Below are 12676 nucleotides of genomic sequence, written 5' to 3' on the forward strand. Positions count from 1 at the left end.
GATCCTGCCGCACCCGCCCGGCGACTTTCGTAGGGAACACCGGGCGGGCGAGCCGGGCTACAGCGAGCTGATCAGGCGTTCCACGCGCTCGTCGACCGAGCGGAACGGGTCCTTGCACAGGACCGTGCGCTGGGCCTGGTCGTTCAGCTTCAGGTGCACCCAGTCGACCGTGAAGTCGCGGCCGGCGGCCTGGGCCGCGGCGATGAAGTCGCCGCGCAGCTTCGCCCGGGTCGTCTGGGGCGGGGTGTCCTTGGCGGCCTCGATCTCGCCGTCGTCGGTGACGCGGCGGACCAGGCCCTTGCGCTGGAGCAGGTCGAAGATGCCCCGGCCCCGGCGGATGTCGTGGTAGGCGAGGTCGAGCTGGGCGATCCGCGGGCTGGACAGGTCCAGGTCGTGCTTGTGCCGGTAGCGCTCGACCAGCCGGTGCTTGATCGCCCAGTCGATCTCGGTGTCGATCTTGCTGAAGTCCTGCTGCTCGACCGCCTCGAGGGCCCGGCCCCACAGCTCGACGACGCGCTCGTTCGCCGCGGTCGTGCCGTTGTCCTTGAGGTGCTGGACCGCGCGGGCGTGGTACTCGCGCTGGATGTCCAGCGCCGACGCCTCGCGCCCGCCCGCCAGCCGCACCTGACGGCGGCCGGTGAGGTCGTGGCTGATCTCGCGGATCGCCCGGATCGGGTTGTCCAGGGTGAAGTCGCGGAACTGGACGCCGGCCTCGATCATCTCGAGCACCAGGTTCGCGGTGCCGACCTTGAGCATGGTCGTGGGCTCGGCCATGTTCGAGTCGCCCACGATGACGTGCAGCCGCCGGTAGCGCTCGGCGTCGGCGTGGGGCTCGTCACGCGTGTTGATGATCGGCCGCGAGCGGGTCGTCGCGCTCGAGACGCCTTCCCAGATGTGTTCCGCACGCTGGGAGAGGCAGTAGACCGCGCCGCGCGGCGTCTGCAGCACCTTGCCGGCCCCGCAGATGAGCTGCCGGGTCACCAGGAACGGCAGCAGGACGTCCGCGATCCTCGAGAACTCGCCCGCGCGGGTCACCAGGTAGTTCTCGTGGCAGCCGTAGGAGTTGCCCGCGGAGTCGGTGTTGTTCTTGAACAGGAAGATGTCGCCGCCGATGCCCTCGTCGGCGAGCCGCCGCTCGGCGTCGACCAGCAGGTCCTCGAGGATCCGCTCGCCCGCCTTGTCGTGCGTGACCAGCTGGACCAGGTCGTCGCACTCGGCCGTCGCGTACTCGGGGTGCGAGCCGACGTCCAGGTAGAGCCGGGAGCCGTTCGACAGGAACACGTTGGAGGAGCGTCCCCACGACACGACTCGCCGGAACAGGTACCGCGCCACCTCGTCGGGCGAGAGCCTGCGCTGTCCGTGGAAGGTGCACGTGACCCCGAACTCGGTCTCGATGCCAAAGATCCGCCGCTGCATCCCACCAGAGTAGGCGCTGCACCCCCTCCGACGGTGCGCCGTTCGGGCGTCGACACGCGCCCAGTAGGCCACAGACGGTGAATTCACCCTGAATCAGGCACGATTGGAGCACGGCTCTTGACGGCACGCGGAAGGCGGACCTCTTGTCACACCAGCTCATCCGGGCCTTCCGGCGGGTCGGCCGGACCGATCGCGCCCTGATGCGGCGCAGCGCGCGGCTGCCGGCCACGAAGGCCGACGACGCGCTGATGGCCCTCTCGAGATCGGCCAACAAGTCCCGGCTCTGGTGGGCCGTCGCGGCGCTGCTGGCCACGCGCAAGGGCGCCACCCGCCGCGGCGCCCTACGCGGGGTCGTCGCGATCGCCGGGGCCAGCGCCGTCGCGAACCTGCTCGGCAAACCGCTCTTCCCCCGCCGGCGCCCGGCCGAGGAAGAAGTGCCCGAGCACCGCCGGCTGCGGAAACGCCCGACGTCGTCGTCGTTCCCCTCGGGCCATTCCGCCTCCGCGGCGGCCTTCGCGACGGCCGTGGCGCTCGAGTCGCCGCGCGCCGGTCTCGCCGTCGCCCCGGTGGCGCTGGCCGTCGCCTATTCACGCGTCCACACGGGAGTCCACTGGCCCTCGGACGTGGGCGTCGGCCTGGGCATCGGCGTCGGCGTGGGCCTGGCGACGCGGCACTGGTGGCCACTGCACGACGACGTCCCCGCCCGCACCGCCCACGACGCGGACGCGCCGGAGATGGTCGACGGCGAGGACATGCTGGTGCTGGTCAACCCGAAGTCCGGGGTGGACGGCCAGGACCCGACCGAGGAAGCCCGCTACGCCTGGCCCAAGGCCCAGATCCTCTACCCGGACCCCGAGCAGGACCTGCGCACCCAGCTCGAATCCGAGATCGACGCCCGCGGCACGGTCCGGGCGCTCGGCGTCGCGGGCGGTGACGGCACCGTCGCCGCGGTCGCGTCGGTCGCCGCGGAACGCGACCTGCCGCTCGCGCTGATCCCGGCGGGCACCCTCAACCACTTCGCCCGCGACGTCGGCGTCCGCTCGATGCCCGACGCCGACGCGGCCACCGAGGTCGGCAACGCCGTCGGGATCGACCTGGGCGAGGTCGTGATCGACGGGGCCGACGGCACCGCCCACCGCTGGTTCGTCAACACCGCCAGCCTCGGCGGCTACCCGGAGATGGTGCGGCTGCGCGAGAAGCTGCAGGAGAAGCACCCCAAGTGGCCCTCGGCCGCGATCGCGCTGGCGCGGACGCTGCGGCACGCCAAGCCGCTGACCGTCCGGCTCAACGGCAAGCTCACCCAGGTGTGGCTGCTGTTCGTCGGCAACGGCACGTACGCCCCGAAGGGCTTCGCGCCCAGCCGCCGGCCCGCGCTCGACACCGGCCTGCTCGACGTCCGCTACCTGCGCGCGGACCTGCCCTATTCGCGGGCCCGGTTCCTCGTCGCGATGCTGACGCGCACCCTGGCCGCCAGCCACGTCTACCAGGAGCTGGACGTGCCCGAGCTGGACGTCGAGCTGCAGGACGGCCACCGGCGCGTAGCCACGGACGGCGAGGTCGGCCCGCTCGGCAACCGGTTCCGCTTCCGGTCCCGCCCCAGCGCCCTGACCATCTACCGTCCTTAATAACTCTTTACCTTCTCTCAACGAACCCACAGCTTCGTCTCGATAGCTTCGCGAGGGAGTTGCGGGCGACCCTGCCCGCAACCAGGGGACGAGCGGGGACTGCATGGACGGGCACGGCCTGGCGAGCTTGATCCACCGGGCCGCCAGTGATCCGGTGCTGCCCGGCGACGTCACGGCCCGCGCCCGTGACATCGGCCCGTTCGAATCACCGCTCATCTGGCTCGCGTTCGCCTCGGCGGCCGTCGCGGTGCTGGCGGCCGTGATCGCGCTGGGCCACCGGCGCCGGGTGCGCCGCTGGGGCTCGGCCGCCGTCGGCGTGCTGCTCCTGCTCGCCGCAGTCACTGCCTTGAACAGCTACGTCGGGTACGTGCGCACGTCCGACGACCTCGCGCGGCTCCTCCAGCGCGGCCCCGGCCCGGTCAACCTCGCCGGACGCATGCTCGACGACGGCGAAGACGCCCCGTCCGCACCCCGGGCCGGCGTCTCCCAGCCGAGCGCCGGCCAGCGGGTCGACGTCGTGAACCTGCCCGACCCCGCGCACGCGGTCCCGTCCGGCAGCAACTACGTCGTGCTGCCGCCGGGCTACAACGCGAACGCCGCCCGCCGCTACCCGGTCGTCTACCTCATCCACGGCTACCCGTTCGGCGGCCCCCGCGACTGGCTGACCTCCGGCGACGCGCCCGGCACGCTCCTGGCCCTGCAGAAGGCGAACGTCATCGAGCCGATGATCGTGGTCAGCGTCGACCTGACCGCCGGCGTCCCCAGCACGGACTGGGAATGCCTCGACGTCCCGGGCGGCCCGCAGCTGGAGACCTACCTCGCCCGCACGGTGGTCCCGGCGATCGACCAGCGCTACCGCACGATCCCCGACCGCCGCCACCGCGCCCTGGGCGGCATGTCCGGCGGCGGCTTCGGTGCCCTCAACATCGGCCTGCACCACGTCGACGAGTTCGGCACGCTGCTGATCGCCCTCCCCTACGACGACCTCAACGACTCGGTCGGCGTCCTGGACGGCAACCGCGCGGCGATCGCGGCCAACACCCCGCGCCGCTACCTGCCCACGATGACCTTCCCGGCGCCGATCTCGGTGATGCTCGCGGTCGGCACGGGCGCGCCCACGGACGTCACGACGGCTCACCGGATCGCTGACGCGCTGCGCGCCCGCGGCCAGGAGGCGGTCGTCCACGCCGAGCGCGGCTTCAACCACACGTGGCACACCGCGCGGGCCACGCTGCCGTACATGCTGGCGTTCGCCGACCAGAACTTCCGGGCTTCGCCGGCGAGCTCCTGAAATCCGGTTGTCGCGTCCGAGACCCTGGATCATGGACCTCGCGACGCACTACGCCACCGGCCCCGCCGAAGACACCCGGCTCGCCCGCACCCCGCACGGCAGGCTCGAATACCTGCGCACGCAAGAACTGCTCCGCCGGTTCTTGCCCGGACGAGCCCGGATCCTCGACGTCGGCGGCGGCACGGGCGTCCACGCCGCCTGGCTGGCCGCGGACGGGCATCCGGTGCACCTGGTCGACGTCGTGCCCGCCCACGTCGCCCAGGCAGCGGCCCTGCCCGGCGTGACGGCCTCGGTCGGCGACGCGCGCGGCCTCGACGCGGCCGAGGCGTCCTACGACGTCGTCCTGCTGTTCGGCCCGCTCTACCACCTCGTCGACGCGCCCGATCGCGCTCGCGCGCTGGCGGAGGCCCGGCGGGTGCTGCGCCCGGGCGGCCTGCTCGCGGCGGCCGGGATCAGCCGCTACCTCTCGCTGCTGGAGACCGGCGCCGCCGGAACGCTCACCGACGAGCGCGAAGACGGCGTCCGCGCCGTCGTCACGACCGGGGCGTACGACGGTCACGCCGGTTTCGTCCCCACGCACTGGCACACCGCCGCCGAACTCCACGACGAAGTCGCGGGCGCGGGCTTCACCGACCCCTCGGTGTACGGCGTCGAGGGCCCGTCATGGCCCGCCCTCGACAGCGCGGGCCCGGACGAGTTCCCGCGCCTCGCCGCATCCGCCCTGCGGGCCGCCCGGCTCGCCGAACAGGACCCGCACCTCGTGCACGCGAGTGCCCACCTGCTCGCCATCGCCCGCCGCTGAACGCGGAAACGGGGCGCGGCCACCGGCCACGCCCCGTCTCCGAACAGGCTTACTCGCCTTCAGGCTTGCTCTCCGGCTCCTCGCCCTGCGGGTCCGGCACCGGCAGCAGCGCGTCCAGCGCCGTTCCCGTCAGGCGGCGGAACGAGCGCCGCGGGCGGTCGCGGTCCAGGACCGCCACCTCCAGCTTGATCGGGTCCGCGTCGCCGTTGCCGTTCGACGACGTCCCGGCGGTCGACGACGAGGACGAGCCCGCCGACGACGAAGACGCCGTCGACGACTGGCTGGCCGCCTTCAGGGCCTCGATCGCCACGCCCAGGGCCGCCTGCAGTTCCAGGCCGTCCTCGAACGTCTCCTTGAGCTTCGAGGAGATCTTGTCCGTCTGACCGCCCATCACCACGTACTGCGGCTCGTCGAAGATCGAGCCGTCGTAGGTCAGCCGGTACAGCTGGTCCTCCGCCGAGCTCGCGCCGACCTCCGCCACGCAGATCTCCACCTCGAACGGCTTCAGCTGCTCGGTGAAGATGCTGCCCAGCGTCGCCGCGTAGGCGTTCGCCAGCGCCCGCGCGCTCACGTCACGCCGGTCGTACTGGTAGCCCTTCAGGTCCGCGTGCCGGATCCCCGCCACGCGCAGGTTCTCGAACTCGCTGTAGCGCCCGACCGCGGCGAACCCGATGCGGTCGTAGATCTCGGACACCTTGTGCAACGTCGCCGACGGGTTCTCCGCCACGAACAGCACGCCGCCCGAGTACTTCAGCACCACCACGCTCCGGCCGCGCGCGATGCCCTTGCGCGCCAGCTCGGAACGCTCCCGCATCAGCTGCTCGGGAGAGGCATACAACGGCATCGTCACGGTGTGCGCTCCAGGTCTTCCGGTGTTCCAACGTTCACTGGTTCGGTCCGGGTCAGGCGAGCCGGCGCTGCTGGCGCTCGATCCGCCCCGCGACGACCGCTTCCGCGACCGCCGCGGTCTCCGACTCGGACAGCTGCACGGCACCCCGCTCCGCCGTGATCGTCACGACGCTCGGGAAGATCCGCCGCACGAGGTCCGGCCCGCCCGACGCGGTGTCGTCGTCCGCCGCGTCGTAGAGCGCCTCCACCGCGACCCGCACCGCGCCTTCGACGTCGGCGTCCGGGTCGTGCAGCTTCTTCAGCGCGGATTTCGCGAACAGCGAACCCGAACCGATGCCCGCGTAGCCGCCGTTCTCCTCGTACCGCCCGCCCGCGGCGTCGTACGACACGATCCGCCCGGCGTGCTTGGCGTCCTCGGCCTCCAGGTCGTACCCCACGAACAACGGGATCGCCGCCAGCCCGGCCATCGCCATCTCGAGGTTGCCCTTGACCATGCCGGCCAGCTTGTTCGTCTTGCCGTCCAGCGACAGCGAAACGCCCTCGATCTTCTCGTAGTGCGCGAGCTCCACCGCGTAGAGCCGCACCATCTCCACGGCCAAGCCGGCCGTGCCCGCGATGCCCACGGCCGAGTACTCGTCGGTGACGTGCACCTTCTCGATGTCCCGGCTCGCGATCAGGTTCCCCGACGTCGCCCGCCGGTCGCCCGCGATCAGCACGCCGCCCGCGAACGTGCACGCGACGATCGTCGTCCCGTGCGGCACGCCCAGCTCCGCGGCGCCCGGCGTCACCGGGCGCCGGGGGAGCAACTCGGGCGCCTGCTCACGCAGGAAGTCCGAAAACGACGACGTCGCCGACGAGAAGTACGCGGCCGGCAGCGCGGGACCCGAGATGCCCCTGGTGTTGTCCATACGTGCTCAAAAATCCCATCTGTGCGGGCCGAAGCCCCACGTGCGGCCAGCCGTCACGTGGAGCCCCGGCCGCCGGCTGAACGGTCGGCAAGGGCGCGGCGCCCGAGCGGCTTACTCGCCGCCCTTCTGCACGTAGGCCCGGACGAAGTCCTCGGCGTTCTCCTCGAGCACGTCGTCGATCTCGTCCAGGATCGTGTCCACGTCCTCGCCGAGCTTTTCGCGCCGCTCCTGACCCGCCGCGCCGGTGTCGTCGAACTCTTCGTCGGAGTCGCCGCCGCCGTGCTTTTCGATCTTTTCCTGGGCCATCTCGCCTCCCGGTGTGGCTGATGTTTCCTAGCCTACCCAGCGGCCCCGACATTCGGGGTCACGCCGCGATCGCTGGTGCGTCCCGCCTAGTCCGAACCGGTGAGGGCCTCCACGAGGTCCTCGGCCGTCGCCGACTCGTCCAGCAGCTTGCCGACGTGCGCCTTCGTCCCCCGCAACGGCTCCAGGGTCGGGATCCGCACCAGCGACTCCTTGCCGACGTCGAAGATGACCGAATCCCACGACGCCGCCGCGATCGACGTCGCGTACTTCTCCAGCGCCCGGCCGCGGAAGTAGGCCCGCGTGTCCGACGGCGGCGTCGTCACCGCGGCCAGCACCTCTTCCTCCGTGACCAGCCGCTTCATCGACCCGCGCGTCACCAGCCGGTTGTACAGGCCCTTCGCCAGCCGCACGTCCGAATACTGCAGGTCGACCAGCCGCAGCCGCGGCGCGCCCCAGGCCAGGTTGTCCCGCTGGCGGTAGCCCTCGAGCAGGCGCAGCTTCGCCGGCCAGTCCAGCCGGTCCGCGCACTCCGCCGGGTCCCGCGCCAGGGCGTCCAGCACCTCGCCCCAGACCCGCAGGACCTCCTTCGACGCCTGGTCGGCGCCGGTGCGCTCCAAGTTCTGCGAAGCGATCTCGTGGTAGGCGAACTGCAGGTCCAGCCCGGTGTACTTCTTGCCGTTCGCCAGCGCCACCTGCGTCTTCAGCGTCGGGTCGTGGCTGATCTGGTGGACCGCCTTCACCGGCTCGTCCAGCTTCAGGTCGTCGAACCGGATCCCGGACTCGATCAGGTCCAGCACCAGCGCCGTCGTGCCGACCTTCAGGTACGTCGAGTACTCCGACATGTTCGCGTCGCCGATGATGACGTGCAGTCGGCGGTACTTGTCCGCGTCCGCGTGCGGCTCGTCGCGGGTGTTGATGATCCCGCGCTTGAGCGTCGTCTCCAGGCCGACCTCGACCTCGATGTAGTCAGCACGCTGGGAGAGCTGGAACCCGGCCTCTTCACTCTGCTGGCCGATCCCGACGCGGCCCGAGCCCGTCACGACCTGCCGCGAGACGAAGAACGGCGTCAGCCCCGCGATCACCGCCGTGAACGGCGTCGAGCGCGCCATCAGGTAGTTCTCGTGCGTGCCGTAGCTCGCGCCCTTGCCGTCGACGTTGTTCTTGTACAGCTGCAGCTGGGGCTGCCCGGGGACGGACGCCGCCTTGAGCGCGGCCTCCTCCATCACCCGCTCGCCCGCCTTGTCCCAGATGACCGCGTCGCGCGCGTTCGTCACCTCGGGCGCCGAGTACTCCGGGTGCGCGTGGTCGACGTACAGCCGCGCCCCGTTGGTCAGGATGACGTTCGCCGCGCCCAGGTCCTCGACGTCCGGGTCGTGGCCCGGCCCGCCGGGGCCGGTCAGGTCGAACCCGCGCGCGTCCCGCAGCGGGGACTCCACTTCGTAGTCCCACCGGGCCCGGCGGGCGCGCGGGATGTCCGCCGCGGCCGCGTAGGCCAGCACGACCTGGGTGGAGGTGAGTACCGGGTTCGCCGTCGCGTCGCCCGGCACGGAGATGCCGTACTCGACTTCGGTTCCCATGATCCGCCGCATGTCCACCACCCTACGGGGTCGCCCTAGTGGAACGATGCACCCATGCCAGGCAGTGACGAACTCGTTGCCCTCTATGACCAGGCCGGCTCGGTGGTCGGCACGGCCACCCGCGGCCGGGTCCGCGCCGACGCGCTGTGGCACGCCGCCGGCGTCGTACTGGTCCGTTCGGGTGACGGAAGCGCCGTCTACGTGCACCTCCGCACGGCGGTGAAGGACGTGTTCCCCTCTACGTGGGACTGCTGGGCCGGCGGCGTGGTCGCGGCCGGCGAGACCCCGGCCGACTGCGCCCGCCGCGAACTGGCCGAAGAGCTCGGCGTCCACGGGGTGGAACCCGTTCCGCTGTTCACGAAGGTGTACGACGACGGCCGCAACCGCTGCCACAACTTCGCCTTCGAAGTCCGCTGGGACGGCCCGATCCGCCACCAGGCCGAAGAGATCGTCGAAGGCCGCTGGCTGCCCCTGGACGAGCTGCGCGCCTGGGTCGACGACCCCGCGCCCGAACTGCCCTTCATCCCCGACGGCCGCGAAGGCGTCCAGGAATGGTTCCGCCGCTACGGCTGAGCCGCGAGCTTCGCCGTCATCGCCGGCAACAGGCGCTTCGCCGCGTCCACGGCCCGCGCCTCCGTGCTCGCCGAGACCGTCAGCCCCGACACGAGCTTTCCCTTGGCCAGCAACACCGTGCAGGTCTTTCCGTCGCACCACGCCCGCTGCCGCTCGACACCCGGCTGGGCCGGCACGGTCACCGGCCTGCCCGTGCAGACGGCGTTCGCGACGACGTCGGCCGCGGGCTGGTCCGGGTACGCCGCGACCCGGTGCCGCAGCAGCGACCCGCTGGGGTAGCGCCAGGTCGCGGTCCGGCTGCTCGCCGACACGGTGTCCGTCAGGCACCCCGAAGCCTCGCCCGAACCCGGCTGGACCCCCTCTTCGGCGACGTCCGCGTCCGTCAGCAACGCCTGCTCCGCGACGAGGCCCGGGTCGGGCGCCGGCGGCTTGGCCGGAGCCGCCTCGGCCGGGCTCACCGGCGCTTCCGTGGCGGTCGGGACCGGCGACGACGTCGGGACGGGGTCGTCGTAGTACGTCTCGAGGTTGTTCGGGTCGGGCCCGTCGCAGCCCGTGAGGCCGACCAACGCGACCGCGGCCAAGGCGACCACCTGCCGATGACGCACCTGCTCCGGCCTCCTGTCGTCCGCTCGTGTGGCTGCGAGGGTAGTGCAGCCGCTCAGTCCCACCCGAGGGAGGACCGGTGTCGCCAGTACTCCCCCGGATTCTCCGCCAGGCCGGCCAGCGCGGCTTCCTCCTCGGTGCTCAGGGAAAGCGTGGTCGCGCGCAGGTTCGCCGCCAGCTGGCCCGGGCTCGCCGGGCCGATGACCGCACGGTCGGCCCAACCGCGCGAGAGGACCGCGGCCACCGCCACCGCGTCCGCCCCGACCCCGTGCGCCGCCGCGATGGCGAGCACGACCGCCGGCGCCTCGACGACGAGCCGGCCGTTGGCCAGGGTTTCCTTGACCAGCACCCGTTTCCCGGCCGCGTGCGCGGCTTCGAGCGCCGGACCCGCGGACGGCTCCAGCACGTTCCACGTCGACTGGACGGCCGAAAACACCGGCTGCCCGGCCACTTCCAGCGCGAACGCCCGCTCGATCGCGTCCGCCTGGGCCGGCCCGGACGTCGAGAACCCGACCGCGACCCCGTTCGCGGACAGCTCCGCCAGCGCCTCGATCAGCGGCTCGTCGGCGAACAGCGGACTGTCCACAGTGAGCGAATGGACCTGGTAGAGCCCGACCCGGTTCCCCAGCAGCGCCAGGGTTTCCGCCCACTGCGCGGCGAACCGCGCCGCCGAGTGCTCCTTCACCTCGTGCACCTCGGCGTCGAGCCGCCAGTCGCCGACGTAGGCGTAGCCCCACTTGCTGGAGACCTCGACGTCGGCGTGCCCGCGCTCGGCGAGCCAGCCGGCCAGGAACTCCTCCGAGCGCCCGTAGGAGCGGGCCACGTCGACGTGCCGGACGCCCGCCGCGTACGCGTCGTCCAGGACCGCGAAGGTCGCGGCACGCATCGATCCGACGTCGCGCACCGGCGGCAGGGCGCCTTCGCGCCCGAGGTTGATGTAGGCGGGGCGGCCCAGTGCGGCCAGGCCGAGCGCGATGCGGTCCATGGGTTCCTTCACGCCGTCTGCTTGTGCCGGAGGATGGCCAGCCACTGACCGGCGTTCTGCGCCTGGCGGTGGAGCTTCTCCAGGCGCGCGGCCGGCGCCCGGACGTAGCCCTTGCCGAAGACCGGGGCGATCTGGCGGAGGCTGGCGCCGCCTTCGCGGGCGGCGAGCAGCAGCCAGTCGGACGCGTCCGCGCAGGCCGCGGACGCCCGGCGGAACTCGCCGAGCAGGTCGATGAGCTCCTGCGCGCTCACCTTCCCCGCCTCGACGGCGGCGGCGGTCGTCTCCAGCCAGGCCAGGACGTCGGACTCGGTGATCGGCGCGCGCGGCCGGGCGATTTCTTCGCTCACAGCCGGGAAGTATAGGTCGTTATACGCGAAAGACCGGGGACCACGCATCGGCGTGCCTCGATGTGATCGACCTATACTCGGGAGGCCATGACGACGCGCACCGGGCCCGAGGCCGAGCAGCTCCTCGAAGTGTTCAAGGCGCTCGCGAACCCGGAGCGCCTGCAGATCCTCGGCTGGCTGCGGGAGCCCGAGCGGCACTTCCCCGTGGACCGGGCCATCGCCGACCCGGTGGAGGTCGGCGTGTGCGTGAGCCACATCCAGGAGAAGACCGGTCTCGCGCAGTCGACGGTCTCGGCCTACATGGCCGGGTTGCAGCGCGCCGGGCTGGTGCTCGCGACGCGCGTCGGCAAGTGGACGCACTACAAGCGCGACGAAGCCCGGATCGCCGAGTTCGTCGCCGCGCTCGGCCGCTCCCTCTGAACCACTCCCCTCCCCGGCGCTGAGCCCGCGTGTTGACTCACATCGTAATTCTGCGATACTTCGATTCATGAGTACGATCGAGGGCATGCGGCTGGGCCGCTACGGGATCTGGACGTTCGACTTCGAGGACCAGCCGGCGAGCCTGATCCGGGAGTCCGTGCAGGAGCTGGAAGAACTCGGCTGGCCGGCGATCTGGATCCCGGAGACCGAAGGGCGGGAAGCCCTGACGCACGCCGGCTTCCTGCTGTCGGCAACCGAACATCTCGCCGTCGTCAACGGCATCGCGCAGATCTGGTCCCGTGAGCCGCAGTGGACCCGCGGCGCGGCCCTGCTGCTGGCGGACGCCTACCCGGACCGCCACCTGCTGGGCCTCGGCTTCGGCGCCGGAAAGCCGGGCGCGAAGCCGCTTCAGGCGATGAACGACTACCTCGACGCCCTGGACGTCACCACCGGCGTCAACCCCGAACCACGCGCGCCGGTGCGACGACTGCTCGCGGCGTACGGCCCGAAGATGCTGGCGCTGGCCCGCGACCGGTCGGCCGGCGCGCACACCTACCACGTGACCCCGGAGCACACCGCCCAGGCACGGGAGATCCTCGGCACCGGCCCGTTCCTCGGCGTCGAGCACGCCGTGCTCTTCGAAACCGACGCCACCCGGGCGCGGGAAACCGCCCGCCGGCACCTGCACACGTACCTGACGTCGCAGTACAACGTCGCGAAGTTCCGGCGGCTCGGCTACACCGAGGCCGACATCGACGGCGGCCACGGCAGCGACCGGCTCGTCGACGACCTCGTGTACTGGGGCGGCCTCGACACGGTCGCCGGCAAGCTGCGCGGCCACCTCGACGCGGGCGCCGACCACGTCGGCATCCAGGTCATCGGGGTCGAGCCGGGCACTTCGGCCCTGCCGCACTGGCGCCGGCTGGCCGAGGCACTGCTGCCCGTCGCCGCGTAGGCCGAGCCACTCGCGGTGC

General features: G+C 72.0%; 14 protein-coding genes. 6 read left to right on the top strand and 8 right to left on the bottom strand.

Annotation, left to right across the window (positions count from 1 at the left end; translation table 11 throughout):
- Positions 1–57: 57 nt before the first annotated feature.
- On the bottom strand, positions 58–1416 hold the full coding sequence (pafA, locus tag ACYVLJ_RS18935) for a Pup--protein ligase (RefSeq protein ID WP_451972603.1): 1359 nt from the start codon (positions 1414–1416) through the stop codon (positions 58–60).
- 200 nt (positions 1417–1616) lie between these two features.
- Between pafA and ACYVLJ_RS18940 the strand changes: the two genes are divergently transcribed.
- From ACYVLJ_RS18940 to ACYVLJ_RS18950, 3 genes are all read left to right on the top strand, one after another.
- A complete protein-coding gene (locus tag ACYVLJ_RS18940; protein WP_460439620.1) occupies positions 1617–3041 on the top strand; it encodes a phosphatase PAP2 family protein in 1425 nt (474 codons plus the stop codon).
- A gap of 103 nt (positions 3042–3144) precedes the next feature.
- Complete coding sequence (locus ACYVLJ_RS18945; protein ID WP_460439584.1) at positions 3145–4332, top strand: alpha/beta hydrolase; 1188 nt, start codon at positions 3145–3147, stop codon at positions 4330–4332.
- Between the two features lie 31 nt (positions 4333–4363).
- Positions 4364–5134, top strand: a complete 771-nt coding sequence (locus tag ACYVLJ_RS18950) for a class I SAM-dependent methyltransferase (RefSeq protein WP_460439585.1) — start codon at positions 4364–4366, stop codon at positions 5132–5134.
- Between the two features lie 49 nt (positions 5135–5183).
- Here the strand turns inward: ACYVLJ_RS18950 and prcA are convergent, their stop codons facing one another.
- The 4 genes from prcA to dop form a co-directional block, all read right to left on the bottom strand.
- Entirely contained in the window at positions 5184–5984 is an 801-nt protein-coding gene (prcA, locus tag ACYVLJ_RS18955; RefSeq protein WP_460439586.1) for a proteasome subunit alpha, read from the bottom strand.
- 52 nt (positions 5985–6036) lie between these two features.
- Positions 6037–6891, bottom strand: a complete 855-nt coding sequence (gene prcB / locus ACYVLJ_RS18960; protein WP_451972595.1) for a proteasome subunit beta — start codon at positions 6889–6891, stop codon at positions 6037–6039.
- Between the two features lie 111 nt (positions 6892–7002).
- Entirely contained in the window at positions 7003–7197 is a 195-nt protein-coding gene (locus ACYVLJ_RS18965) for a ubiquitin-like protein Pup (RefSeq protein ID WP_013226725.1), read from the bottom strand.
- Between the two features lie 86 nt (positions 7198–7283).
- Complete coding sequence (dop, locus tag ACYVLJ_RS18970) at positions 7284–8786, bottom strand: depupylase/deamidase Dop (RefSeq protein WP_451972593.1); 1503 nt, start codon at positions 8784–8786, stop codon at positions 7284–7286.
- Positions 8787–8828: 42 nt separating this feature from the next.
- On the opposite strand from dop, the gene ACYVLJ_RS18975 reads away from it, so the two are divergent.
- The gene (locus ACYVLJ_RS18975; RefSeq protein ID WP_460439587.1) at positions 8829–9347 is read left to right on the top strand and encodes an NUDIX hydrolase; all 519 of its coding nucleotides are present in this window, start codon (positions 8829–8831) and stop codon (positions 9345–9347) included.
- Here ACYVLJ_RS18975 and ACYVLJ_RS18980 read toward each other — a convergent pair.
- Genes ACYVLJ_RS18980 through ACYVLJ_RS18990 form a run of 3 tightly spaced genes read right to left on the bottom strand, consistent with a single transcriptional unit; the run spans position 9338 to position 11282 of the window.
- Complete coding sequence (locus ACYVLJ_RS18980) at positions 9338–9952, bottom strand: hypothetical protein (RefSeq protein WP_451972589.1); 615 nt, start codon at positions 9950–9952, stop codon at positions 9338–9340. The two genes, ACYVLJ_RS18975 and ACYVLJ_RS18980, sit on opposite strands and share 10 nt — an antisense overlap.
- Before the next feature lie 53 nt (positions 9953–10005).
- Complete coding sequence (locus ACYVLJ_RS18985; protein WP_451973306.1) at positions 10006–10935, bottom strand: aldo/keto reductase; 930 nt, start codon at positions 10933–10935, stop codon at positions 10006–10008.
- Positions 10936–10943: 8 nt separating this feature from the next.
- The gene (locus ACYVLJ_RS18990; protein ID WP_460439588.1) at positions 10944–11282 is read right to left on the bottom strand and encodes a hypothetical protein; all 339 of its coding nucleotides are present in this window, start codon (positions 11280–11282) and stop codon (positions 10944–10946) included.
- An 87-nt stretch (positions 11283–11369) separates the two neighbouring features.
- Here ACYVLJ_RS18990 and ACYVLJ_RS18995 point away from each other — a divergent pair, with 87 nt between their 5' ends.
- Together ACYVLJ_RS18995 and ACYVLJ_RS19000 are read left to right on the top strand one after the other, a co-directional pair.
- Positions 11370–11702 (top strand): ArsR/SmtB family transcription factor, encoded by a 333-nt coding sequence (locus ACYVLJ_RS18995; RefSeq protein WP_451972585.1) that lies wholly within the window; start codon positions 11370–11372, stop codon positions 11700–11702.
- Positions 11703–11769: 67 nt separating this feature from the next.
- Positions 11770–12657 (top strand): LLM class oxidoreductase, encoded by an 888-nt coding sequence (locus tag ACYVLJ_RS19000; RefSeq protein ID WP_460439589.1) that lies wholly within the window; start codon positions 11770–11772, stop codon positions 12655–12657.
- Positions 12658–12676 lie beyond the last annotated feature (19 nt).

The organism is Amycolatopsis stemonae (genome assembly GCF_054781455.1).

What these genes read in the sequence shown, in the direction of transcription:
- pafA (WP_451972603.1), bottom strand. Translation starts at nt 1,416, where the DNA reads ATGCAGCGGCGGATCTTTGGCATCGAGACCGAGTTCGGGGTCACGTGC.
- ACYVLJ_RS18940 (WP_460439620.1), top strand. Translation starts at nt 1,617, where the DNA reads ATGCGGCGCAGCGCGCGGCTGCCGGCCACGAAGGCCGACGACGCGCTG.
- ACYVLJ_RS18945 (WP_460439584.1), top strand. Translation starts at nt 3,145, where the DNA reads ATGGACGGGCACGGCCTGGCGAGCTTGATCCACCGGGCCGCCAGTGAT.
- ACYVLJ_RS18950 (WP_460439585.1), top strand. Translation starts at nt 4,364, where the DNA reads ATGGACCTCGCGACGCACTACGCCACCGGCCCCGCCGAAGACACCCGG.
- prcB (WP_451972595.1), bottom strand. Translation starts at nt 6,891, where the DNA reads ATGGACAACACCAGGGGCATCTCGGGTCCCGCGCTGCCGGCCGCGTAC.
- ACYVLJ_RS18965 (WP_013226725.1), bottom strand. Translation starts at nt 7,197, where the DNA reads ATGGCCCAGGAAAAGATCGAAAAGCACGGCGGCGGCGACTCCGACGAA.
- dop (WP_451972593.1), bottom strand. Translation starts at nt 8,786, where the DNA reads ATGCGGCGGATCATGGGAACCGAAGTCGAGTACGGCATCTCCGTGCCG.
- ACYVLJ_RS18975 (WP_460439587.1), top strand. Translation starts at nt 8,829, where the DNA reads ATGCCAGGCAGTGACGAACTCGTTGCCCTCTATGACCAGGCCGGCTCG.
- ACYVLJ_RS18985 (WP_451973306.1), bottom strand. Translation starts at nt 10,935, where the DNA reads ATGGACCGCATCGCGCTCGGCCTGGCCGCACTGGGCCGCCCCGCCTAC.
- ACYVLJ_RS18995 (WP_451972585.1), top strand. Translation starts at nt 11,370, where the DNA reads ATGACGACGCGCACCGGGCCCGAGGCCGAGCAGCTCCTCGAAGTGTTC.
- ACYVLJ_RS19000 (WP_460439589.1), top strand. Translation starts at nt 11,770, where the DNA reads ATGAGTACGATCGAGGGCATGCGGCTGGGCCGCTACGGGATCTGGACG.